At 74.0% G+C, this 24,334-nt stretch carries 12 protein-coding genes; 5 read left to right on the top strand and 7 right to left on the bottom strand.

The features are described from left to right. Window positions 1-31 precede the first annotated feature (31 nt). On the bottom strand, window positions 32-10,783 hold the full coding sequence (locus ACS04_RS39785) for a type I polyketide synthase (RefSeq protein WP_048480121.1): 10,752 nt from the start codon (window positions 10,781-10,783) through the stop codon (window positions 32-34). A 695-nt stretch (window positions 10,784-11,478) separates the two neighbouring features. On the opposite strand from ACS04_RS39785, the gene ACS04_RS30880 reads away from it, so the two are divergent. The 5 genes from ACS04_RS30880 to ACS04_RS30860 all read left to right on the top strand — a co-directional run bounded on the left by ACS04_RS30880 (window position 11,479) and on the right by ACS04_RS30860 (window position 17,784). Then, entirely contained in the window at window positions 11,479-13,110 is a 1,632-nt protein-coding gene (locus ACS04_RS30880; RefSeq protein ID WP_048480120.1) for an MFS transporter, read from the top strand. Window positions 13,111-13,824: 714 nt separating this feature from the next. Continuing rightward, window positions 13,825-14,871 (top strand): polysaccharide deacetylase family protein, encoded by a 1,047-nt coding sequence (locus ACS04_RS30875; RefSeq protein ID WP_048480119.1) that lies wholly within the window; start codon window positions 13,825-13,827, stop codon window positions 14,869-14,871. Between the two features lie 5 nt (window positions 14,872-14,876). Further along, complete coding sequence (locus tag ACS04_RS30870) at window positions 14,877-16,151, top strand: D-arabinono-1,4-lactone oxidase (protein ID WP_048480174.1); 1,275 nt, start codon at window positions 14,877-14,879, stop codon at window positions 16,149-16,151. 20 nt (window positions 16,152-16,171) lie between these two features. Beyond that, entirely contained in the window at window positions 16,172-16,990 is an 819-nt protein-coding gene (locus ACS04_RS30865) for a phytanoyl-CoA dioxygenase family protein (protein ID WP_078865531.1), read from the top strand. Between the two features lie 11 nt (window positions 16,991-17,001). Then, window positions 17,002-17,784: an LLM class F420-dependent oxidoreductase gene (locus tag ACS04_RS30860; protein WP_245236626.1), complete on the top strand. Its 783-nt coding sequence runs from the start codon at window positions 17,002-17,004 to the stop codon at window positions 17,782-17,784. Window positions 17,785-18,089: 305 nt separating this feature from the next. Here the strand turns inward: ACS04_RS30860 and ACS04_RS30855 are convergent, their stop codons facing one another. The 6 genes from ACS04_RS30855 to ACS04_RS30830 are packed head-to-tail and all read right to left on the bottom strand — an operon-like array spanning window position 18,090 to window position 24,319. Continuing rightward, on the bottom strand, window positions 18,090-18,977 hold the full coding sequence (locus tag ACS04_RS30855) for an aminoglycoside phosphotransferase family protein (protein WP_048480117.1): 888 nt from the start codon (window positions 18,975-18,977) through the stop codon (window positions 18,090-18,092). A gap of 34 nt (window positions 18,978-19,011) precedes the next feature. Then, entirely contained in the window at window positions 19,012-19,716 is a 705-nt protein-coding gene (locus tag ACS04_RS30850) for a helix-turn-helix domain-containing protein (protein WP_053081049.1), read from the bottom strand. A gap of 24 nt (window positions 19,717-19,740) precedes the next feature. After that, on the bottom strand, window positions 19,741-21,114 hold the full coding sequence (locus ACS04_RS30845; RefSeq protein ID WP_048480116.1) for a glutamine synthetase family protein: 1,374 nt from the start codon (window positions 21,112-21,114) through the stop codon (window positions 19,741-19,743). Between the two features lies 1 nt (window position 21,115). Continuing rightward, entirely contained in the window at window positions 21,116-21,820 is a 705-nt protein-coding gene (locus ACS04_RS30840) for a class II glutamine amidotransferase (protein ID WP_053081048.1), read from the bottom strand. A gap of 28 nt (window positions 21,821-21,848) precedes the next feature. Beyond that, window positions 21,849-23,075 carry an MFS transporter gene (locus ACS04_RS30835; protein WP_048480115.1) on the bottom strand — a complete coding sequence of 409 codons (1,227 nt, stop codon included), beginning with the start codon at window positions 23,073-23,075 and terminating at the stop codon, window positions 21,849-21,851. Next, window positions 23,072-24,319, bottom strand: a complete 1,248-nt coding sequence (locus tag ACS04_RS30830; RefSeq protein WP_048480114.1) for an ATP-grasp domain-containing protein — start codon at window positions 24,317-24,319, stop codon at window positions 23,072-23,074. The genes ACS04_RS30835 and ACS04_RS30830 overlap by 4 nt, the downstream gene beginning before the upstream one ends. Window positions 24,320-24,334 lie beyond the last annotated feature (15 nt).

Genomic DNA, 24,334 nt, shown 5'->3' with positions numbered 1-24,334 from the left:
GGTCGGGGTCGTTGTCCGTTGTCGCGGCGGGTCAGAGCCCGAGCTCCCGGTCCAGTGCCTCGAACAGTTCGTCGTCGGTGACCGCCTCGAAGTCCTGCTCCGGGCCGGCCGGTTCGGTGGTGCGGGTGTCCTGCCAGCGGCGCAGTACCGCTTCGAGCCGTGCGGTGATGCGGGCGGGGTCGGCGGCGCCCTGGGCGACGGCGGCGAGGGCCGCGTCCAGCTGGTCCAGCACCTCGGTCACCGCGTGCGTCCCGTCGTTGTCCTCGGGCCGCAGGGCGTCGGCCAGGTAGCCGGCCACGGCCCGCGAGGTCGGGAAGTCGAAGGCGAGGCTCGCCGGGAGGGCGAGTCCGGTGGCCGTGCCCAGGCGGCTGCGCAGTTCGACGACGGCCAGCGAGTCGAAGCCGAGCTCCTGGAACGACTGGTCGGCGGCGACGGCGTCGGCCGAGGCGTGGCCGAGCAGTCCGGCGACCTGCGAGCGCGTCAGCTCCAGGAGCAGCCGCTCCCGCTCCGCCGGGTCCAGGCCGGTGAGCCGGCGCCGCAGCCCTTCGGCCTCGTCGCCGCCCCGGCCCGAGCGGCCGGCGGGCGTCCGTACGAAGCCGGCCAGGACGGCCGGGACCCGGCCGGCGGCCGCGCGGAGGGTGCCGCGGTCCAGGTCGAGGGCGGTCAGGTCCGCCTCGGGGGTGCGCAGCGCCTCGTCGAGCAGGGCCAGGCCGCGCTCGGCGCCCAGCGCGGGCAGTCCGAGCGAGGCCAGCAGCTCCGTCTGCCCGGCGGGCGCGGCGGCCGCCTCCCAGGGCCCGAAGGCGAGGGCGGTGGCGGCGAGTCCGAGGGTGCGGCGGTGCCGGGCGAGCGAGCTGAGGAAGCCGGCCGCGGCGGCGCGGGCGCCCTGTCCGGCGCCGTGCATGAGCCCGGCGGAGGAGGACAGCAGCAGGAAGGCCGCGAGGGGCTGTTCGAGGGTGAGCTCGTGCAGGTTCCAGGCCGCGTCGGCGCTGCGCCGCAGGTCGGCGTCGAGTGCGGCGGCGTCCTGCGGGTCGGTGCGGGTGGCGCCGGCCGGGAGGTCGGCGTGGACGACCGCGACGAGCGGCTGCCCGGCGGGTACGCCGGCCAGCAGCGCGGCGAGGGCGGCGCGGTCGGCGGGATCGCAGTCGGCGACGACGGTCTCGGCGCCGAGGCCGGTGAGGTCGGTGCTGAGGTCACCGGGGCCGCTGGGGTCACCGGGGTCGGCGGTGGTCCGCGTACGGACGAGCAGCAGGCGGGCGGCGCCGTACTCGGTCACCAGGCGGCGGGCTACCGCCGCGCCTGCGGCGGACCCGGCTCCGGTGACCAGCACCGTGCCGGCCGCCAGGGACGGCCGGTCCGCGGCGGGCGCGGGGGCCTTGGCCAGGCGGGGCACGAGGACGGTGCCGGCCCGGATCGCGAACTCGGTGAGCCCGGCGCCGAGGGCGGCGGGCAGCGCCTGCCGGGAGGCCTCGGTGTCGTCGAGGTCGGCCAGCACGAAGCGGCCGGGGTGCTCGCTCTGGGCGGCCCGTACCAGACCCGGGACCGGGGCCTGGGCGAGGTCGGCGCCCTCGTCCTCGCGGACGGCGACGGCCCCGCGGGTGACCACCGCCAGGGGCGCGGCGGACTCCTGCTCCTCGCCGATCCAGCGCGCGAGCCGGTCCAGGGTGGCCGCGGCCACCGTACGGGCGCGGGCGGCCGCGTCGGCGTCGGCGGCCCCCTCGGGTACGGGGCATTCGAAGAGGACGGGCGCCTCCTGCGGCGCGGAGCCGCCGGCGGGGGTCTGGATCCAGGTCAGCCGGTGGAGGGCGCCGGGCTGTTCGCCGGTGCGCAGTTCCTCCGCCGAGACGGTGCGCTGGTCGACCGCGGCCGCCGACAGGACGGGGCGGCCCTCGGCGTCGGCCGCTTCGAGGGCGAGCGTGCCCTGCGCGTCGCGGGTGATGCGGACGCGGAGGGCGGTGGCGCCGGTCCGGTGCAGCCGCAGGTCGCTCCAGGAGGCGGTGGTCAGCGGGGCCGGGGCATCGGTGCCGGGCTGGTCGAGGCGGTCGAGGCGGTCGAGGTGCAGGGCCGCGTCGAGCAGGGCGGGGTGGACGGTGAACCGCTCGGCCGCGGCCTCGCCGGAGCCCGCGTCGGCGGGCAGCGCGATCTCGGCGAACAGTTCGCCGCCGCGCCGCCAGGCAGCGTGCAGGCCCTGGAAGACGGGGCCGTACCCGTAGCCGCGGACGAGCAGCCGCTCGTACGCGTCGGCCACCGCGACGGGCGAGGCGCCCGGGGGCGGCCACGCCGACAGGTCGGCGGGGGCGGTGGTGCCGGTGGTGCCGGTGGTGCCGGTGGTGCCGGTGGTGCCGGTGGTGCCGGTGGTGCCGGTGGTGCCGGTGGTGAGCGTGCCCTCGGCGTGCAGGGTCCAGCCGGAGTCCGCGTCGCCGTCGGCGTCCTCGGCCCGGGAGTACACGCCGACCGGGCGCAGACCGTCCTCGCCCGGCGCGCCCACCACCACGTGGAGGGGGACGCCGCCCTGCTCGGGCAGCGGCAGCGGGGCGTGCAGGGTCAGGCCGGCCAGCCGGTCGCAGCCGAACTCGGCCCCGGCGCGCAGGGCCAGTTCGACGAAGCCGGTGGCGGGGAGGACGACCGTACCGAGCAGGTCGTGGTCCTCCAGCCAGGGCTGGGCGGAGCGGGCGGGGCGGCCGGTGAAGGTGGCTCCGCCGGTGCCGGGGGCGGGGACAGCCGCGCTCAGCAGCGGGTGGTCCACGGCGTCGAGGCCGAGCGAGCCGGCGTCCCCGCCGCGGCGCTCGTCGAGCGCCCAGAAACGGTCGCGGCGGAAGGCATACGTCGGCAGCTCGACGCGCCGTGCGCCGCTGCCGGCGAAGAAGGCGTGCCAGTCGACGTCGACGCCGTGGGTGTGGGCCCGGGCGAGGGCGGCGACGAGGGTGTGCTCCTCGTCGTGTTCGCGGCGCGAGAGCGCCACGAACACCGGGGCGTCGGCGGTGCCCCTGCCCGTGCCCGCGTCGGTGCCGGTTCCCGTGTCGGTCTCGCGGCCCGTGCCGGTCTCTGCGTCGGCGAGGCAGGCGGGGCCGAGCCCCGCGAGGACGGCGTCCGGGCCGACCTCGACGAAGGCGGTGGCTCCGGCCTCGGCGAGGGCCCGTACGCCGTCGCAGAAGCGGACGGCCTCGCGGACGTGGCGGACCCAGTACTGCGGGTCGGCGATCTCCTCGGCGGTCATGATCCGGCCGGTCACGTTCGACACGAGCGGGATCCGGGGCTCGGCCGGGGTGAGTCCGGCCGCGACGGCGCCGAACTCGGCGAGCATCGGCTCCATGAGCGGCGAGTGGAAGGCGTGCGAGACGCGCAGCCGGGAGGTCTTGCGGCCGAGGGCGGTGAAGTGTTCCTGGATCGCGGTGACTTCGTCCTCGGCGCCGGAGACGACCACGGACTGCGGTCCGTTGACCGCGCCGATGCTCACGGCGTCGGTGAGCAGCGGCAGCACCTCCTCCTCGGAGGCCTGCACGGCCGCCATGGCTCCGCCGGAGGGCAGGGCCTGCATCAGCCGGCCGCGGGCGGCGACCAGCCGGGCGGCGTCGGCCAGGGACAGCACGCCGCAGACGTGGGCGGCGGTGATCTCGCCGATGGAGTGCCCGGCGAGGAAGTCCGGGCTCACCCCCCAGGACTCCAGCAGCCGGAACAGGGCGCTCTCGAAGGCGAACAGCCCGCTCTGGGTGTAGACCGTACGGCTCAGCTCGCCCGCGTCCTCGCCCCAGACGACCTCGCGCAGCGGCCGGTCCAGGTGCCGGTCGAGTTCGGCGAGGGCGGCGTCGAAGGCCTCGGCGAACACCGGGAAGGCGGCGTGCAGTTCGCGCCCCATGCCGGGGCGCTGGGCGCCCTGGCCGGAGAAGAGGAAGGCGGTGAGAGGGCCGGTGGCCGCCCGTACGGCGGGCACGGCGGCTGGCGCCCCGTCCGCGAGCGCGGCCAAGGCCCGGCGGGCCTGCGCGGAGTCGGTGGCGAGAAGCGCGACCCGGTGTTCCAGGGGCGCCCGCGTGGTCGCCAGCGAGTACCCGACGTCACGCGGCTCGGCGGCGGGCAGCGTGTCCAGGTGCGCCAGCAGCCGGCCGGCCTGCCGTACGAGCCCCTCCGCGTCCCGCGCGGAGAGCAGCCACGGCACGACCCGCGCCGGGACCTCCGCCGCCGGCGCGGCGGGGGTTTCGCCGGCGGGGGCCTCCGGGAGGGCCGGGGCCTCCAGGATGACGTGGGCGTTGGTGCCGCTGATGCCGAACGAGGAGACGCCGGCGCGGCGCGGGCGGTCCGACTCGGGCCACTTGCGGGCCTCGTCGAGGAGGCGGACCGCGCCCGCCTCCCAGTCGACCTTGGTCGACGCCGTGTCCAGGTGCAGGGACTTCGGCATGATGCCGGTCCGCAGCGCCTGGACCATCTTGATGACCCCGGCCACACCGGCAGCGGCCTGCGCGTGCCCGATGTTCGACTTGATGGAGCCCAGCCACAGCGGCTCCGCGTCCCCGCGGCCTTGCCCGTACGTCGCGAGCAGCGCCTGGGCCTCGATCGGGTCGCCGAGGGTGGTGCCCGTACCGTGCGCCTCGACGAGGTCGACGTCCGCGCTCGACAGGCCCGCGTTGGCCAGCGCCTGGCGGATGACCCGCTGCTGCGAGGGCCCGTTCGGCGCCATCAGGCCGTTGCTCGCACCGTCCTGGTTGACGGCGCTGCCGCGCAGCACGGCGAGCACCTGGTGCCCGTTGCGCCGTGCGTCCGACAGCCGCTCGATGACGAGGACGCCGACGCCCTCGGACCAGGCGGCGCCGTCGGCCGCGTCGGAGAAGGACTTGCAACGGCCGTCCTTGGACAGGCCGCGCTGGCGCGAGAACTCCACGAAGGTCTCGGTGGACGACATCACGGTCACGCCGCCGACCAGGGCCAGCGGGCATTCGCCGGACCGCAGGGCCTGCGCCGCGAGGTGCAGGGCGACCAGCGAGGAGGAGCAGGCGGTGTCCACCGTCACGGACGGGCCTTCGAGGCCGAACGTGTAGGAGACGCGGCCCGAACCGAGCGAACCGGCGGCGCTGTTGCCCGTGTAGTCGTGGTACATGATCCCGGCGAACACGCCGGTGGAGGTGCCCTTCAGCGAGGCCTGGTCGATCGCCGCGCGCTCCAGGGCCTCGTAGGCGACCTCCAGCAGCAGCCGGTGCTGCGGGTCCGTGGTCAGGGCGTCGTTGGGGCTCATGCCGAAGAACGCCGGGTCGAACTCGTCGGCGTCGTGCAGGAAGCCGCCGTGGCGGACGTACACCTTGCCGGGGGTGCCCGGCTCGGGGTCGTACAGTCCGTCGAGGTCCCAGCCGCGGTTGACGGGGAACTCGGTGATCGCGTCGACCTCGTCCTCGACGAGGCGCCACAGGTCCTCGGGCGAGCGGACGCCGCCCGGGTAGCGGCAGGCCATGCCGACGATGACGATCGGGTCGTCGTCGTCGGCCGCCGCGCCGCCCGTGACGGTCGCCGCAGCGGCGGTGTCCGCGGCCGGGGCGAGGAGGGTGTCGAGGTGCTCGGCGACCGCCTGGGCGTTCGGGTGGTCGAAGACGAGCGTCGGGGTCAGCCGCAGGCCGGTCGCGGTGGTGACCTGGTTGCGCAGCTCCAGTGCGGTGAGCGAGTCGAAGCCCAGCTCGTTGAAGGCGCGCTCGGGGCCGACCTCGGCCGTGGTGGAGTGCCCCAGGATCGAGGCCACCTGGCCGCGTACGAGGTCCAGCAGGGCGCGGCGGCGCTCCTTCTCCGGCAGCGCGGCGAGCTCCTGGCCGCGGGTGGCGGTACGGGCGCGGCCGGCGCCGGCCGCGGCGCGGGCGCGCCTGCGGACCAGCGCGGAGAACTGCGCGGGCAGCTCCTCGGCGGCGCGCAGGGCGGCGAGGTCGAGTGCGAGCGGTAGCAGGACGGGGTCGGCCGAGGCGGTGGCGGTCTCGAACAGGGCCAGGCCGTCGGCGGCGGACAGCGCGCCGATGCCGGAGCGGCGCATGCGCTGGAGGTCGGTGCCGTTCAGCTCCTGCGCCATGCCGTCGCCGCTGACGGAGCCGCCGTCGCCCTCGGTGGCCCACAGGCCCCAGGCGAGCGACTGGCCGGGCAGGCCCTCGGCGCGGCGGTGGGCGGCGAGGGCGTCGAGGAAGGCGTTGCCCGCGGCGTAGTTGCCCTGGCCCGGGTTGCCGAGGACGCCGGCGACCGAGGAGAACAGCACGAAGGCGGACAGCTCCCGGCCGCGGGTCAGCTCGTGGAGGTTCCACGCGGCGTCGACCTTGGGGCGCAGCGAGCCCGCCAGCAGCTCGGGGGTGAGCGAGCCGATGGTGACATCGCCGAGCACGCCCGCGAGGTGGATCACGGCGGACACCCGGTGGCGGGCGAGCAGCTCGCGCGCCTGGTCCGGGTCGGCGAGGTCGCAGGCGGCGAGGGTGACCTCGGCGCCGAGGCCGGTGAGTTCGGCGTGCAGGTCGGCGGCGCCGGGGGCCTCGGGGCCGCGGCGGCCGACCAGCAGGAGCTCCCGTACGCCGTGCTCGGTGACGAGGTGGCGGGCGACCAGGCGGCCCAGCGTGCCGGTGCCGCCGGCGAGCAGGACGGCGCCGGGGGCGTCGAAGCGGACCGCGGGGACCGCCTCCGGCGCCGTGGCCCCGTTCGCCGCACGGACCAGGCGCGGGGCGTACGGAGCACCGCCCCGTACGACGATCTCGGGCTCGGCGGCGGCCAGCAGGACGGCGGGCTCCACCGGGAGTCCGGCGGAGCCGGGTTCGAGGTCGGCCAGGACGATCCGGCCGGGGTTCTCGGCCTGGGCCGAGCGCATGAGACCGCGGACCGCCGCACCGGCCAGGTCCGTGACGCCCTCGCCGGGCGCGGCGACCGCGCCCCGGGTGAGGACGAGCAGGCGGGAGTCGGCGTACCGCTCGTCCGCGAGCCATTCCTGTACGCGGGCCAGGGCCCGGGCCGCGGCCGCGTGCACCCGGGCGGCGGTGTCCGCGGCCTCGATGCCTTCCGAGCCGTCGAGGACGAGTACGTCCTTGGCGGGCCCGGTACGGTCGTCGGCCTCCCACGGCCCCCAGGACAGCGGGGCGGGGGCGGCGGCGGGGGCCGGCAGCGGCTGGAGCTCGACGGTGAACAGCGCGCCGCCCGGGGCCTGTCCGGCGGACTCGGCCGGGGCTGCGGGCCGCGAGGTGAGCGACTCGACGGAGAAGACGGGGAGACCGTCCGTGTCGGCGCCGTCGATGGTGATGCCGTCCGGGCCGCAGGGGGCGATCCGTACGCGCAGACGGGTCGCGCCGACGGCGTGGAAGCGCACGCCGCGCCAGGCGAACGGCAGCAGCACGCCGGAGCCTTCGTTCTCGCCGTCACCCCGGCTGTCGCTTCGGCCGTCGCTTCGGCCGTCGTCCAGCAGGGAGCCGTGCAGGGCCGCGTCGAGGAGGGCGGGGTGAACGCCGAAGCGGTCGGCGTCCTCGTGCGCCTGCTCGGGCAGTTCGACCTCGGCGTACACCGCGTCGCCCTGGCGCCAGGCGGCCTTGAGGCCCTGGAACACCGGCCCGTAGTGGTAGCCGCGCTCGCGGAGCAGTTCGTACGCCTCGCCCACGGCCACCTCGGCGGCGCCGGCGGGCGGCCACACGGTGAGGTCCGCGCCGGAGGCGGCGGGAGCGGCGGCGAGGAGACCCTGGGCGTGCAGAACCCACGGCGTGTCGGGGAGGGAGTCCTGGGGCCGGGAGTGGATGAGCACGGGCCGCCGGTCCAGTTCGTCGGGTCCGGCGACCGAAACCTGGAGCGCGACGCCGCCGCGCTCGGGCAGGACGAGGGGGGCCTGGAGGATGAGCTCCTCCAGGGTGCCGTGGCCGATCTGCTCACCTGCGTGCAGGGCGAGTTCGACGAAGCCGGTGCCGGGCAGCAGCACGGCGCCGAGCACGTCGTGGTCGGCCAGCCAGGGCTGGGTGTCGACGCCGAGGCGGCCGCTGAAGGTCACCCCGTCCGTGCCCGGGGAGGAGATGACCGCGCCGAGCAGCGGGTGGTCGGCGGGGGCGAGGCCGAACGCGGAGGCGTCACCGGCGCCCGTGAGGTCGGTGATCATCCAGTACCGCTCGCGCTGGAACGCGTACGTCGGCAGCGCGACCGTCCGGGCGCCGGTCCCGGCGTAGAAGGCGGTCCAGTCGACGGCCGTGCCGGTGGCGTGCAGGCGGGCGAGGGCGGTCAGAAGGGTGCGCGCCTCGGGCCGGCTCTTGCGTACGGCGGGTTCGACGACGGCGTCTTCGCCGTCGAGGGTGTTCTGGGTGAGCGCGGTGAGGACGGCGTCGGGGCCGAGTTCGAGGAACCGGGTGACGCCCTTGGCGTGGAGGTGTTGGACGGTGTCGGAGAAGCGGACGGCTTCGCGCAGGTGGCGGGTCCAGTAGTCGGGGGTGCCCCAGTCCTCGCTGAGCTGTCCGTGGACCCCGGAGACGACGGGGATCTGCGCGGGCGCGTACGTCACGGACTCGGCGACGGCACGGAACTCCGCGAGCGCCGGATCCATCAGCGGGGAGTGGAAGGCGTGCGAGACACGCAGCCGGGTCGTCTTGCGGCCCAGACCGGTGAACGCGGACCGGATCGCCTCGACGGCCTCCTCTGCGCCGGAGACCACGATGGAGCGGGGGCTGTTGATCGCCGCGATGCCCACGACGTCGGAGACGTACGGAAGGACTTCCTCCTCCGTGGCTTCGATCGCGGCCATCGCTCCGCCGGCGGGCAGCGCCTGCATGAGGCGGCCGCGTGCGGTGACCAGTCGGGCCGCGTCTTCCAGGGAGAGGACACCCGCCGCGTGGGCGGCGGTGATCTCGCCGATGGAGTGGCCGGCCAGGAAGTCCGGCCGCACCCCCCACGATTCGACGAGCCGGAACAGGGCCGTCTCGATCGCGAAGAGGGCGGGCTGGGTGTAGGCGGTGCTGTTCAGCAGCGCCTCGTCCTCGGCGGACTCGCCCCACATCACCTCGTACAGCGGCCGGTCCAGGTGCGCGTCCAGCGCCCCGACCACCTCGTCCAGTGCCTGCGCGAACACCGGGAACGCGGCGTGCAGTTCACGCCCCATCCCCGGACGCTGCGCACCCTGGCCCGTGAACAGGAACGCCGAGCGGCCCTCCCGCACGACGCCCTGGACGGCGACGGACGTCGCCGAGCCCTCCGCGAGCGCCGAGAGGCCCGTCAGGAGCTCCTCGCGGTCGGCGCCGACGACGACGGCCCGGTGCTCGTGCGGGGTCCGGGTGGTCGCCGCCGAGAAGCCGAGGTCGGCAAGGCTCAGGTCCGCGTGCGCGGTGACGTGGGCGTACAGTCGCCCGGCCTGCTCCGCCAGGGCCTTCGGCGAGCGGCCCGAGACGGCGACGGGGACCAGCGGGAGGGTACGGACATCCGCGTCGGGCTCCACCGCGTCGGCCTCCACCGGGCCGGCGGCCGGGGCTTCCTCGACGATGACGTGGGCGTTCGTACCGCTGAGGCCGAAGGAGGAGATGCCGGCCCGGCGCGGGCGCTCGCCCGCCGGCCAGGCGACCGGCTCGGTCAGCAGCCTGACGTTGCCCGCCGTCCAGTCGACGTGCGGGGTCGGGTCCTCGGCGTACAGGGTCTTGGGCAGCAGGCCGTGGCGCAGTGCCTGGATCATCTTGATGACGCCGCCGACGCCGGCCGCGGCCTGCGTGTGCGCGAGGTTGGACTTGAGGGAGCCGAGCCACAGCGGCTGGTCCTCGTCGCGGCCCTGCCCGTACGTGGCGAGCAGCGCCTGCGCCTCGATGGGGTCGCCGAGGCGGGTGCCGGTGCCGTGAGCCTCCACGGCGTCGACGTCGGCGACGGTCAGGCCGGCGTTCTCCAGGGCGCTGCGGATGACCCGCTGCTGGGACGGCCCGTTGGGGGCGGTCATGGAACTGGACGCGCCGTCCTGGTTGACGGCGGAGCCGCGGATGACCGCGAGGACGGGGTGGCCGTTGCGGCGGGCGTCGGAGAGCCGCTCCAGGACGAGGACGCCGACGCCCTCGGAGCAGCCGGTGCCGTCGGCGTTCGAGGCGAAGGGCTTGCAGCGGCCGTCGGCGGCCATGCCGCGCTGGTGGCTGAAGTAGAGGAACATGTCCGGCTCGGTCATCACCGTGACCCCGCCGGCCAGCGCGAGCGTGGACTCGCCGGAGTTCAGGGACTGCGCGGCCAGGTGCAGGGCGACGAGGGAGGAGGAGCAGGCCGTGTCGATGGTGACGGCCGGGCCCTCCAGACCCAGGCTGAACGCGACGCGGCCGGTGACGAGGCTGCCTCCGGTGGTGGCCGCGGCCTCGGTGCCGAGCGCGTAGTCGTGGTACATCACGCCGCCGAAGACGCCGGTCTTCGTGCCGCGCAGGGTGTGCGGGGCGATGCCGGCGTTCTCGATGGCCTCCCACGAGGTCTCCAGGAGCAGCCGCTGCTGGGGGTCGAGGGCCAGGGCCTCGCGCGGGGAGATCCCGAACAGGCCCGCGTCGAAGTCGCCGGCGTCGTAGAGGAAGCCGCCCTCGCGGGTGATCGTCCGCCCGGGCTTGCCCGGCTCGGGGTCGTACAGGGCGTCGGTGTTCCAGCCGCGGTCCTCGGGGAACGCGGACACGCCGTCCCGGCCCTCGGCCACGAGCCGCCAGAGCTCGTCGGGGGAGGTGACACCGCCCGGGTACCGGCAGGCCATGCCCACGACCGCGATCGGCTCACCCGATGACCTGCGCTCCGCCGCCGCGAGCCTTTTGCGGGCCTCACGCAAGTCGGTGGTAGCCCGGCGTAGGTACCCGAGAAGCTTCTCCTCGTTGCTCACCGAGCACACCCTCCTATTGCCATTCGACGGCGCCGAGGCGAGCTGGGTTTTCCCGTGCGCTCCGGGCAGGAATTCCGACCCTGCGCCGAGCCGGCACGTACGTTCCACAAACTCGCCACGGACTGAGATCTCTCGAAAATTACTTCGGTGGGGGGTGGTCCGCCCACCCCTGAGCACGGCCCCGGGCCCCCTAGGATCACGGCCGCCCCACCCCTCCCCGTCGACGAGCGGCCGGAGTTGGCGCCGCGCCGCCGACTTGACCCCTTGGCGCGGGCAACGGCATACCAGGGGTCGGGTTAGGGGTGGATAGGGGTGGCTGTGGAGCAATTCGCTCCGTTAGCGTTCAGTACGGAAACTCTGACGACAGTCAGGTCAGGCGAATCGCCCATCCGGAAAAACGCTTGCTTTCAGGGATACAGCCATGCCTTACACATACCCGGAGTTAGCAGCCCGTACCGGCGATCCGATTTCCGTGCAGGATCTCACTCATATCAATTCCGACGAGCGCCTGGGGTACTTCACCCCACGGCGCTCATGCTGTCTTCCGCCGCTCCTCGCAGGACCCGTTCCCGCCCCCACCGTTCGCGGCGCAGCCCCCCACCGAACCCTCCACCCCCCAACGAGTACGTGACACGCGTGTGCGTACCTGATACGCTCTGCGTGCCGCGTACGCCGAGAGGATATGGACGATTGCCATGACGGAACTGAAGCCCAAGGCAGGAACGAAGGAGTGGATCGGCCTCGGAGTGATCGTTCTGGTCACCCTGCTGGTCTCTGTCGATGTATCCGTGCTGGGATTCGCGATCGCGCCGCTGAGTGAGGACATCTCACCCACGGCCTCGCAGCTGCTGTGGATCATGGACATCTACAGCTTCGTCCTGGCCGGCACCCTGGTCACCGTCGGCTGGCTGGGCGACCGCATCGGCCGCCGCAAGCTGCTGCTGATCGGTGCCGCCCTGTTCGGCGTGGCCTCCGCCTGCGCCGCTTTCTCCACCAGCCCCGAGATGCTCATCGCCTCGCGGGCCCTGCTCGGCCTCGCCGCGTCGACCCTGACGCCGACGTCGCTGGCGCTGATCCGCAACATGTTCCACGACTCCAAGGAGCGCAAGACGGCCATCGCGGCCTGGGGTGGCACGCTCACCTCGGGTGCCGCCATCGGTCCCGTCGTCGGCGGCCTCCTGCTGAACAACTTCTGGTGGGGCTCGGTCTTCCTGATCAACACCCCGGTGATGGTCCTGGTCCTGCTTTCGGCGCCGTTCCTGCTCCCCGAGTACCGTGACCCGAACCGCGGCAAGCTGGACCTGCTGAGCACCGCGCTCTCCCTGGCCGGCGTCATGACGCTGATCTACGGGTTCAAGGAGCTCGTCATCGAGGGTTACAGCCAGGGCGCGGTCATCTGGGCCGTCGTCGGCGCCGTCCTCGTCATCGCCTTCGTGATCCGCCAGAAGACCGCCGCCAACCCGATGATCAACATCTCGCTGTTCCGCAGCGGCGGCTTCAGCGGCGCCGTCATCGTCAACCTGATGGTCGCCTTCGCCCTGATGGGCAGCAGCGTCCTGACCAACCAGTACCTCCAGATGGTGCTCGGGTACTCCCCGCTCACCGCCTCGCTCTGGTCGCTGGCCCCGATGCCGGCCATCGGTATCGCCGTCGCCCTGTCGGCCTCGCTCGGCCGCAAGGTCCGCCCGGCCGTCCTCATCGGCTCCGCCCTGGTCATCATGGCCGCCGGCTTCGGCGTCCTGACCATGGTCGAGGTCGACTCCAGCATCGCGATCGTCCTCGTCGGCGTCGGCCTCCTGGCCGGCGGCATGGTGGCCTCGAAGACGCTGGCCGCCGAGATCGTGGTCACCTCGGCCCCGCCGGAGCAGGCCGGCTCCTCGGTGGCGACCTCCGAGACCTTCACCGAGTTCGGCATCGCCTTCGGCTTCGCCTCGCTCGGCTCCATCGGCTCCGCCGTCTACCGCGACGACATGGCCAAGATCAGCCCCGAGGGCGTCACCGGCTCGGCGCTCGACTCGCTGCGCAACACCATCGGCGGTGCGGCAGACGTCGCCGCCCACCAGTCGCAGCAGGTCGGCGCCCAGGTGATCGACGCCAGCCGGGAGGCCTTCACGCACGGCCTCCAGGTGGCCTCGGTCGCCGGCGCGGCCCTGATGCTCCTCACCGCGGTCGTCACCACCCTGCTGCTGCGCAAGACCCCGATCGAGGCGGCGCTGCCCGGCGCGGTCGAGGCCGCCCAGTCGCAGGAGCCGCAGCACATCCCGACCACCGCTGGTGCGGCTTCCACCCCCGCCGCCGCACCGCACTCTTCGGTCGCCTATCACTGATCCACCGACAGGACCCGAAGAGCCCGAAAGACGTCCGCCCCGGCCACCTTCAGGTGGCCGGGGCGGACGTCTTCGACTTCCCGGGAGCGGCCGATCCCGTTCCCGGCGCACGGCAACCGGCTTCGAACGGTTCCTGTGCCACGCTGCGCGGCATGGGGTGGACACTGACCTGACTGCCCGGAACCCTGCCGCCGACCCGGGCGACGTGGCCGCCGGCGGCGATCGTCACGCTCCTATCCCCGTCTTCACATCCGCTCTGGCGCGCTTGTTCCTGACACGCGCGGCACGGTCGCGGTCTCCCGAAGCCGGTACCAGGCTGTTCTGAAGAGCGATCAGCGCACCGTGTTCGCGATCCCGGGCCCCCTCTTCGTCCGCGCCGCGTACGCCGCCCTGGCAGCCGGAGAGCTCCGCCGAGCAGGCCGCGACGCGCAGCCCCCGTCCACGACCAGCGGTTCGGCGGCGGCCTCGCCCAGACGGCCATGCGCGGCGAGCACATCGATACAGCAGGGCTTGTACGGCATTGCAGCGGAACCGGGGCGGCTCGCCGGACGACACTCCATCAGGCAATTAAGTTGCCAAAACTTGACATCGATGCGCCAAACCCGCCATGCTCTGGGCACTATGCGACATGCGTCGGCCGCGGCAAATTGCAGGAGAAACCGCCAGTCGGCTCATGACAAGCATTTGACAACGAGTTGCCAACCTGGAGGGCGAATGCTCTATTCGGGAATAGGCTGGAGCGGCGACGGCTTCACGGTGGATGTCATCGACGAGCACGGGGAACGCCGACGGAACGCACGGCTGTTCGGACCCCGGGACACCCGGGAGCTGATCGCGTACCTGCGGGACCTCGAGGATCCGCTCGTCGCCGTGATCGACAGCACCAATGGCGTGCTCGACGGGCGCCTGATGGCCGCGGGCCTGACCGTGCACCGCGCGGACCCCCAGCTGCTGGGCGCCAGGCCCGATTTCGGGTCCGTGCCCGCCGGGGAGATCGCCGCCGCGGCCCGTCGCGCGCAGCCGGAGCCGACGCGGTTGCAGCGCGACCGCGGGACACAGACCGGGCGGGAGGACGATCTCGACGCCTTCGCCCGCAGCAGTGAGCGGGCATGGGACGCGTGGGCCGCGCGCGGTGCATGCGTGAGCCGGGGCAGCGGGGAGCGGCCGGAGGTCTCGCTGACCTTCGACGACGGTCCGCAGCCGCCGTACACCGGACAGGTGCTGGACGTCCTGGCGCGCTACGGCGTCAAGGCCACCTTCTTCTGCACCGGGATGTTCGCGAAGGCCTACCCCGAGTACCTGGCGCGGATGCGGGAGGAGGGGCACGGCGTCGCCAACCACACCTGGTCGCACCCGATGCTCTTCGAGCTGACCCGGACCCAGCTCGCAGAACAGCTGGAGCGCACCAACGAGGCGATCGCCGAGGCCACCGGCGGACCGGCGCCCACACTGTTCCGGCCGCCGTACGGATCGCGCTCCCCCGAGGTGCTGGAGCAGCTCGCGGAGTCGGGGATGACCACCGTGCTGTGGGACGTGGCGCCCGACGACTGGCAGATGCCGGGCGCGGACACCATCGCCGACCGGGTGGTCCGGGAGGCAGGACCCGGTTCGATCGTGCTGCTGCACGACAGCGGCGGCGACCGCTCGCAGACCGTGGCCGCGCTGGCCCCCGCCATCGAGGGGCTGCTGGAGCGCGGGCTGACGTTCGTACCCGTCGAGGAGCAGCTCGCCGCGCCCGCCCTGACCGGTCAGAGCCGGTGAGCACCATGACGCAGACACAGATACGGGCGCAGGCGCAGACGCTGAGCAACTGGGCCGGCAGTCTGACGTACGGGGCGCGCCGGGTGCACCGGCCGCGCACGCTCGACGAGCTGCGCGCGCTCGTCGCCTCGTCCGACCGGATCCGGGCACTGGGCACCGGGCACTCCTTCAGTGCCGTCGCGGACACCACCGGCGACCTGGTGCGGCTGGACCTGTTGCCGCAGTCCATCGTGGTGGACGCGCAGGAGCGGACCGTGACGTTGTCGGCGGGCACCCGCTACGCCGAGCTGGCCCGGCTCCTGCACGGGGCCGGGCACGCCCTGGGCAACATGGCCTCGCTGCCGCACATCTCGGTGGCCGGCTCGGTGGCCACCGGCACCCACGGCTCGGGCGACGACCAGCGCTGCCTCGCGGCGGCGGTGCGCGCGCTGGAGTTCGTCGGGCCGCAGGGCGACCTGGTCAAGCTGCGGCGCGACACCCACGGTGACGAGTTCGCCGGGGCGGTGGTGGCGCTGGGCGCGCTGGGTGTCGTCACCCGGCTCACCCTGGAGGTGGAGCCCGCCTACGAGGTGGCCCAGCGGGTCCGGCTCGACGTGCCGCTGGACGAGGTGGCCGGGGACGTGGACGCGGTGTTCGGCGCCGCGTACAGCGTCAGCCTGTTCACCGACTGGGCCAGCGGGCTGGGGTCGGTGTGGCTCAAGCACAGGACCGACCGGCCCGCCTCCGGCTGGGCCGGCGGCCGGGAGGCGACCGTACCGGTCCATCCGGTACCCGGAGTGGACCCGGGTTCGAGCACCGAGCAGCTGGGCGTGCCCGGTCCCTGGTACCAGCGGCTGCCGCACTTCCGGCCGGAGCTCACGCCGGGCGCCGGTGAGGAGCTGCAGTCGGAGTACTTCGTGCCCCGGGAGCGGGCGGCGGAGGCATTCGCCGCGATCCGCTCGGTGGCCGACCGGATCGCCCCGGTGCTGCACATCGCCGAGGTGCGCACCGTCCGTGGTGACGACCTGTGGCTGAGCTCCGCCCACGGACGCGACACCGTCACCTTCCACTTCACCTGGCTCAAGGACCTGCCCGCGGTCCGGCCGGTGATCGCGGCCGTCGAGGAGCTCCTGATGCCGCTGGGAGCCCGGCCGCACTGGGCCAAGCTCACCGAGACCCCGGCCGCGCGGATCGCCGCCGGCTACCCGCGGGCCGCGGACTTCGCCCGGCTCGCGCGCAAGTACGACCCGGAAGGCAAGTTCCGCTCCGCCTTCATCGATCAGCTGTTCGCACATTCGTAGGGATTCTGGGGGTAATTGCGATGACACCGAACGCCGCCCTGCTCGAACTCGCCGCTCCGGCGGTCGCGCTGCGCGCCGACCAGCTCCGGCAGTTCCAGGAGCTCGGCTATCTGGTCCTGCCCGGCTTCCTGCCACCGGACCTGGTCGAGCGGATGAGGCCCGAGGTCGACCGGTGGGTGGACCACGGACTGCGGGCGCGGTCCATCGACTCGGTGCGGGACCCGCAGCGGTTCGGCGTGCCGCCCATCATGGAGCTCGAACTGCCCGCCCACGGCGAGCTGATCACCCACGCCCCGCTGCTGAGGGTGATCGACCAGCTGATGGGCCGGGCGCCGTACGTGTTCCACCACCTGCACAGCGACCGCCAGGCCCCGGACGTACCGGGCAAGTCCTGGCACCACGACTACGAGGACGGCGCCCAGGACGACCGCTCGGCGACCATGATCCACGCCCTGCACTACCTGGACGGGCTGGACGCGGACACCTCCTCGCTGGTGGTGCTGCCCGGGTCGCACCGCGAGCACGCGGACAAGGCGGCCCGGGTGCACCTGGGCACCCGCCCGCTGCCCGGCGAGGTCGTGCTGGACGCCCTGCCGCCGGGCAGCACCGTCGTCCTGCACTCGGCGCTGTTCCACGCCCGCCGGCCCCGCCCGGACGACGTGCCGGGCAAGCCGCGGTACTTCGTCGACGCCTCGTACTGTGAGGTCGGCAGGCTGTGGCCGCCGGTCAAGCCGTACTGGCGCTACATGCTGCGCCGGGCCCGCGAGCTGGACCTGGCTCCGGAGCGTCCGGAGCTGTTCGCCGAGCGCCACTTCTCCGAGTACGTGAGGTCGGCGTGACGGGGCGGCCGGTGCGGATCGGGCTGCAGGTGCAGCCCGAGCACGCCGACTACGCGGCGATCCGCCGGGCGGCGGCCGGGGCCGAGGAGCTCGGCGCGGACGTGGTCTTCGTCTGGGACCACTTCTTCCCGCTGACCGGCGATCCGGACGGCAAGCACTTCGAGTGCTGGACGGTGCTCGCGGCGCTGGCCGAGTCCACCTCCACGGTGCAGCTCGGGCCGCTGGTGAGCTGCGTCGGGTACCGCAACCCCGACCTGATCGCGGACATGGCCCGTACGGTCGACCACATCAGCGGCGGCCGGGCCCTGCTCGGGCTCGGCTCCGGCTGGTACGAGAAGGACTTCACCGAGTACGGCTATCCGTTCGGGACCGACGGGGAGCGGCTGCGGGGTCTGGCCGCGGCGCTCCCGCGGATCAAGTCCCGGCTGGCGCGGCTCAATCCGGCGCCGGCCGGGAGGCTGCCGGTAATGCTCGGCGGCGGCGGCGAGAAGCGCACCCTGCGGATGGTCGCCGAGCACGCGGACATCTGGCACGCCTTCCAGGACCCGGCCACGCTGCGGCACAAGCTGTCCGTGCTGCACCGGCACTGCGCGGACGTGGGCCGGGACCCCGCGCAGATCGAGGTCGCCACGAGCGTGTCCGGGCTGGCCGCGCACGAGGGGGACCCGGAGGAGCTGGGGCCCGAGCTGCGCGAGCTGGGGGTCTCGCTGTTCATCGTCGGCGCCGGCGGCCCCGACTTCGACCTCGGGACGCTGCGGCGGTGGATCGCCTGGCGGGATGCCGTCAACGGCTGAGGACGCGGCGTGAGAAGGCAGAAGAGCCCGGGGAACCGGGCTCTTCTGCCTTCTCACGGGGGCCCCGCCGTACTCGTCGCTCGCTCCCGTCTGCGGAGAGGCCGTGCTGGTCGGTGAAGTCGCTGCGCGCCTCGTGCGGATGGCCCTCGGCCGTCACCCGGCAGCGGGTGCGGGGTGTCGGGCGATTCCGGCGGACAGCCCCTTGCCTGGGATCCGTACGCTGAGGTCGACGTCGGAGCACGCCGCTCGTGCCCGGTCGGTCAGTTCGACGGACGAGTCGATGCCGGGCGGGGCGGAGCTCCGGACTACTGGGCGCGGGACGCCAGGACCTCGCGGATGACGTGCCGGGCGTTGGCCGAGATCACCGGATTGGTACGGCGGTAGTACGGGAGCTGGATGACCGCCATGGACAGCGCCCAGCCGCGGCTGCGGGCCCAGGTCGCGTCGTCCGCCCGGACCGCCTCGCGGTACGCCGGGCGGACGGCGGCGGGCAACAGGTTCCAGGCCGGGATCAGGTCGGTGGCCGGCTCGCCCATGCCGACGGTGCCGAAGTCGATGACCGCGCCCAGGCGGTCGCCGGAGAGCAGCACGTTGCTCGGCATCAGGTCGGAGTGGGTCCAGCAGGGCGGGCCCGTATGGCGGGGGGCGGCGAGCGCCTCCTCCCAGGCGTCGGTGATCTCGTCGGCGTCGAAGGGCTCGTCGGTGCGGCGCAGGGCCTCGATGGCGGCCCGCATCTCGTCGTCCTCGGCGATCAGCGGCTCGCCGCGGTGCGCGGGCGGGCCGCCGGGGAGGTCGACACTGCGGAAGGCGAGGGCGAAGCGGGCGAGGTCGCGGGCGACGAGTTCAGGTGCGGCGAGCTCGCCCTCGACCGGGTTGCGGCCCTCGATCCAGCGGTGCACCGCCCAGCGCAGGGGGTACTCCGTGTCGGGGGCGCCGACGGCGACGACCTCGGGGACCGGCAGCGGCAGCAGGGGGGCCAGTCGGGGGAGGAGCTCGGCCTCCATGGCGATGGCTTCGGCGCCGCCGGGGCGCAGCGGCAGCCGGACGCTCAGGTCCTCGCCCAGCCGGTAGATCGCGTTGACCGTGCCGCCCGAGGAGAGCCGGGTGACCGGCAGTTCGGCCCACTGCGGGAACTGGGCGCGCAGGAGCCGCCGGACCAGTCCGGCGTCGGTCTCGGCCTCGTCCGCGTGCATCCTGCTCATGTACGTCTCGGTCCTCTCGTCGCTGTCATGATCGTCGCACGGCGGGAGCGGGGCGCGGGAGCTCGGATTCCGCCGTGATCTCGCCCAGTTCCCCGACGTACGCGCGGGCCTCGGCCAGCCGGCCGGCATCGGTCTCGGCGCGGATCAGCGCGTGCAGGACCGCCGAGCGGTCGGCGGCGGACAGGCCGTCGGCCAGGCGGTGCGCGGCCGCCGCCTCGGCGCAGGCGCGGGTGGTGTCCCCGAGCATGCGGGAGCACCGCGACAGCCGGGTCAGGGCCCGCACGATCAGCTCGGGGATGCCGATCGTTTCGCTGAGCGCGGTGAGTTCCACCAGCAGTTCGTGTTCGTCCTCGTACTGGCTCTCCTCGTGGCGTACGCCGGCGAGAAGCCACAGCGACAGCCACCGCAGCGCCGGGTCGAGCCGGTCGGCGCCGCTGTCGAGCAGGGCGGCGAGGTCCCCGGCAGCCCGGGCCGGGTGGGCGCAGGAGGCGGCCAGGGCCAGGGCCTGCGCGAGGCTCTGGCACGGTCTCGTCTCGAACGCCGACGGCGGGACGCCCAGCCGTCGGCACAGGTGTTCCACTACGCGTCGGGTGGGTACGGGCCGGGTGCCCGACTCCAGCCGGGACAGATAGCCCGTGGACAGTCCGCCCGTGGCCAGTTGTGTCTGCGACAGTCCGCGTTCCCGGCGGAGGGCCCGCAGCCGTTGACCGAACGCCGGCTGTTCCAGCATCGCGACCTCCTGTGCGTGCCCGGCTCAGTAGCGGGTGGCGTAGGTCAGGAAGGCGAAGTCCGGCCCCAGCTCCTTCATCACCCTGATGTCGGCCTCCTTGATCGCCGGGTAGAGCCGGCGGCGCAGCGGACCCAGGACGTCCATGAGGAACTCGTCGCGTGTCAGCGCCTGCACGGCCTCCTCCAGAGAGCGGGGCAGGGCCAGGCCGAGGGCGTCGCGCCGGGCGTCGGTGAGCCCGTTCGGGTCCTCGGCGAGCTGCGGTCCGGGGTCCAGGCGCCGGGCGATGCCGTCGAGTCCGGCGTGGACGACGGCGCCCAGGGCCAGGTAGGGGTTGGCCGTGGAGTCGCTCGCCTTGAGTTCGATGTTGGTGGAGGCGGCGGTGCTGCCGCGCAGCCGGCTGGGCACCCGTACGGCGGCTTCCCGGTTGTCCTGGCCGTAGCAGGCGTGCGCGCCCGACCACATGCCCGGCTGGAGCCGCTCGTAGCTGTTCACGCCGGCGCAGGTCAGCGCCAGCAGGCCGGGCAGGTGGTGGAGCACTCCGCCGATGAAGTGATAGGCCCGCTCCGACAGGCCGAGTGCGTCGGAGTCGTCGGCGAACACGTTCACCGGGCCGGCGCCGCCGGGCCGGTCCTGCCACATCGACAGGTGGAGGTGGTTGCCGTTGCCGCGGAAGCCGGGCGCGGGGACGGGCGCGAACGTGGCCCACAGGCCCATCGTCGAGGCTATGCCCCGGGTGATCACCTTGTGCCACACCGACAGGTCGGCCGCCGCGAGGGCGGGGCCGTGGCGCAGGGTCATCTCGTGCTGGCCGGCGCCGAACTCCGGGTGGTACATCTCCACATCGATGCCCTGTCCCTGCAGGGCCCTGGTCAGCCCGACCGCGAAATCGTTGGCGGCGTCGAACCCGGCGTTGTCGAAGCACAGGCTGTCGTCGAGGACGCTGAGGGAACCGGACTCCGGCCGGGTGTCACACAGGGTGAACTCGGGCTCGAAGGAGGCCACGACCTGCAGGTCGCCGGCCGCCGCCAGCGCGGACTTGAGGAAGGTGCGCGGGCAGGCCTCCCAGGGGGTGCCGTCGAGCTCGACCAGGTCGCAGAGCATGGCCGCGGAGCCCGGCGCGTGCGGCAGGACGATGAAGGTGTCCGGGTCGGGCACCAGCCGGACCTCGCCGACGGCGTCGAAGCCGGGCACCGGCTGGCCGACGTCCATCAGGCTCGCCGCCTGCCGTGACTTGGCCAGGCCGATGCCGGATTCCATCCGGGATTCCAGGAACCGGCGGGTGACCGCTTTTCCGCGGACGATGCCGTTGTGGTCCACCCACAGGAAGCGGATCAGTTCGACGCCGTGCGCGTCGATCTTCTGGAGGATGTGGCGGTACTGGTCGGCGAACTCGGACATCTCACGTCTCCTTGGGGAACGGGAAGTGCGTGACCGTGCCGGCCGGCAGCGGCTCCCACTGCGTCGCGGGGGCGAGCGCGGGGACGATCTCGGAGGCGATGACCTCCAGGCCGGGAAGGCGCAGGCGCTGCATCGTGAAGAACACCGGAGTGGCCACGTCCGGCGCGCTCCAGTGCACCAGGTAGGCGCCGGCGGGATGGACGGCGACGGCGTTGCCGGAGTTGCCGCCGGGAGGCAGGGCGTCCAGCTTGCCCAGAGCGGCGGCCTGGTCGAGGCCGTCGGCGCCGTACGGGACGAGGTGGTCGAAGTACTCCCGCGAGTCGAACGCGGAGGCCTCCAGTCCCAGGGCCAGGTACGCGGTCGGCAGGTAGCCGTTGTGCATGAAGTACCAGCCGTCGTCCCGGGTCAGCGGGTGGGTGAAGGCCGGGCCGCGCTGGGACTCCAGGGTCGCGTTGCGGGTGTGGATCGCGAGGAAGTCGGTCTTGGTCTGCGGCAACGGGGACTCGTGCAGGCTCTGCACCAGCGGTCGTACGTCGGCGTGCGCCCGCAGGCCGTGCCCGGGCTCGCGCCAGACGGCGCCCCAGCCGTGCGCGTGCACCTTGGTGGGGTTGTCGTGGTCGGCGGTCCGGCCGCAGCTCATCTCCAGGGCGGCGGTGGCGATGTCGGCCGCCGCGAAGTCCCCGGAGGCGAGGATGATTCGGCACATGGTGGTTCGGTTCCTTTCTCGGCCGGCCTCAGCCGGCCGGCTCGCGGACGACATCGGCGGGCGCCGGGGCCGGCCGGCGGACACGGTGGGCCAGGAGGCCGCACAGGGCTCCGGTGACCAGGGCCACGCCCAGCCAGTAGCCCTGGGCGAGTCCGGCACGGTCCAGGGCCAGGAAGAGGGTGCCGCCGGCCAGCGAGCCGGCCGCCTCACCGGCGGTCCAGCTGACCTGGCGCAGGTTGAAGGCCTCCAGGGTGGACTTCACGGGAAGGGCGGCGAAGGCCGTGCTCACCATGGGGGTGAACAACATCTCGGCGCCGGAGAACAGCACGACGGCCACGGCGGCGCCGAGCACGACGGGCAGTCCGGTGCCGAGCACCACCATCGAGACGCTGAACATTGCGGCGCCGTACACCAGCAGGGCGATCGGGCGGTGGCCCTTGGCCAGCAGCCTGCCGGTTGCGGCGGTGACCGCCGACTGGCACAGGACGATGGCCACGGCGGGTGCGGCGAGCAGTGCGGCCCGCACCGGCGCGGAGTCGATGTCCCGGGCCGCGAACAACGCGAACGCCGAGTACAACTGGCCGTATACGAAGGCTCCGAGGACGCAGAGGGCGACGGTCCGGCGGATCGCGGCGTCGTCGCGGACGAGCCGCAGCACGGCCCGGCTGACCGGCCAGCGGCTGGAGGTCGGGGTGGGCCGCAGCTCCTTGGGGATGCCGAACTGCAGGGAGAGGCCGGCGAGCAGGTAGCAGCCCGCCACCACGCCGAACAGCAGCCGGGGGTCGGCCGCCGGGTACAGCGCCGCGGCGAGGAACGGGCCGAGTGCCGCTGCCAGGTTGACCGCGATCTGGAGCACCGAGTACACCCTGTGACGGCCGATGTCGTCGGGGACGGCCTCGGCGACCAGGACCCGGGACAGCAGGAAGTGCACGCTGCCGCCGAACCCGGCCAGCACGATCAGCAGGACCTGGACCGCCCCGGCCCGGGTGTAGGGCATCAGGCCGAAGCCGAGGGCGGACAGGACCGTGCCGCCGGTCATGGCGGCGACGATGCCGAATCGCGGCAGCCAGCGGTTGACCAGCAGCGCCGAGATCCCGGCCGACGCGCTGTAGAGGAACAGTCCGGTCCCGACGATCCAGGTGCCGCCGACCTGGGCGGCCAGGAAGACGCCGAGGACCGGCAGGACGACGTACTGGCCGAGGTTGCCGGCCGTGTGGTCCGCGGCCAGCCAGCCGGTGAAGGCCCTGCGGTTCACGAGGCGGCCTCCTCGGGCTCGGTGGACTCCTCGGGGGCGTCCACCTCGAAGCGGACCAGGCCGGCCAGCCGGTCGGCGAGCTCCGCCGCCTCGCGGGGGGAGTCGGCGCCCACGACGAGGTGGCCGGCCCGGTCGTAGGACTCGCGGACCTCGCCCGTGACGTCACCCGGACGCACGGTCAGGTCGGCGCGCAGCACCGCGGGATGGGCCCGGGCCTCGTCCCAGCCGAGGATCCGGCGGATCCGGCCCTGCGGCGGCGCGAGGAAGCGGACGGCCGCCGCCCGGGTGGGGGTCAGGTCGCGGCCGGCGGTGTCCCGGCCGAGCGCGTCGTCGATGACCAGGCCGAACAGCTCCAGACCAGGGATGGCGTGTTCGAGCATGAGGTGGATCCAGTCGCCGCCATTGCGCACGTGGACCTCGCCGAGGACGGGGCCGGCGGCGGTGGACCACAGTTCGACGTGGAAGACGCCGTAGCGCAGGCCCAGGGCCGTCAGCGCGGCCGTCACGGCCCGCTCGAACTCCTCGCGCCGGGCGGGCGGCAGGTCGGCGGGCAGGACGTGCCCGGCCTCCACGAAGTGCGGGGGCGGCAGCAGCTGTTTCTCGGTGACCGCCAGCACCCGGGGCGCGCCGCCCAGGAACACCCCTTCGACGCTGTACTCGGGTCCCTCGACGAACTGTTCGACCACGAAGGCCGCGCGCGCGGGCAGGGCCGCGACGGCGGCGGCCAGGTCCTCGGGCCCGTCGACCCGGCTGACGCCGACGCTGCCCGAGCCGTCGCGCGGTTTGACGATCCAGGGGCCGGTCGTGGCGGAGAGGAACGCCTGGGCCTCGTCGGCGGACGCGCACAGCCGGAACTCCGGCTGCGGCAGCCCGGCCGCACTCAGGGCTTGCCGGCAGCGGTCCTTCTCCCGGACGGTACGGACGGCCGCGGGCGGGTTCCCGGGGGCGCCCAGTGCCTCGGCCACCTCGGCGAGGGCGACCTGCACCTGCTCGCGCACCCCGAGGACCAGGTCGAACCGCCGCCCTCGGGCCCAGGCCAGGGCCCGGGCCGGGTCCTCGACCTCGGTGCGGTGCAGGGCGCCGGCGAACTCGGACAGGTGGGGGGCGTCCGGGTACTCGGGGGTGGCCTGCGTGGTGACCCCGCGGGCGGCGGCCTGCCGCAGCAGCCGGGTGCCCACGTCGCGCCCGAGGTCCATCGGTGCGCTCCCGCCCCAGAACAGCAGCGAGCTGGGTGTGGCGTTCATCGTTCTCCCTGGAGG

It is taken from the genome of Streptomyces roseus, assembly GCF_001044425.1.
GTDB classification, from domain to species: domain Bacteria; phylum Actinomycetota; class Actinomycetes; order Streptomycetales; family Streptomycetaceae; genus Streptomyces; species Streptomyces roseus.
Note: the sequence above shows the minus strand (reverse complement) of the source record. Positions and strands in the feature narration are given on the sequence as shown.

Excerpts from the sequence above, each read along its gene's own strand:
- ACS04_RS30855 (WP_048480117.1), bottom strand. The coding sequence starts at position 18,977 with ATGCACGCGGACGAGGCCGAGACCGACGCCGGACTGGTCCGGCGGCTC.
- ACS04_RS30840 (WP_053081048.1), bottom strand. The coding sequence starts at position 21,820 with ATGTGCCGAATCATCCTCGCCTCCGGGGACTTCGCGGCGGCCGACATC.
- ACS04_RS30830 (WP_048480114.1), bottom strand. The coding sequence starts at position 24,319 with ATGAACGCCACACCCAGCTCGCTGCTGTTCTGGGGCGGGAGCGCACCG.
- ACS04_RS30870 (WP_048480174.1), top strand. The coding sequence starts at position 14,877 with ATGACGCAGACACAGATACGGGCGCAGGCGCAGACGCTGAGCAACTGG.
- ACS04_RS30880 (WP_048480120.1), top strand. The coding sequence starts at position 11,479 with ATGACGGAACTGAAGCCCAAGGCAGGAACGAAGGAGTGGATCGGCCTC.
- ACS04_RS30850 (WP_053081049.1), bottom strand. The coding sequence starts at position 19,716 with ATGCTGGAACAGCCGGCGTTCGGTCAACGGCTGCGGGCCCTCCGCCGG.
- ACS04_RS30845 (WP_048480116.1), bottom strand. The coding sequence starts at position 21,114 with ATGTCCGAGTTCGCCGACCAGTACCGCCACATCCTCCAGAAGATCGAC.
- ACS04_RS30865 (WP_078865531.1), top strand. The coding sequence starts at position 16,172 with ATGACACCGAACGCCGCCCTGCTCGAACTCGCCGCTCCGGCGGTCGCG.
- ACS04_RS30875 (WP_048480119.1), top strand. The coding sequence starts at position 13,825 with ATGCTCTATTCGGGAATAGGCTGGAGCGGCGACGGCTTCACGGTGGAT.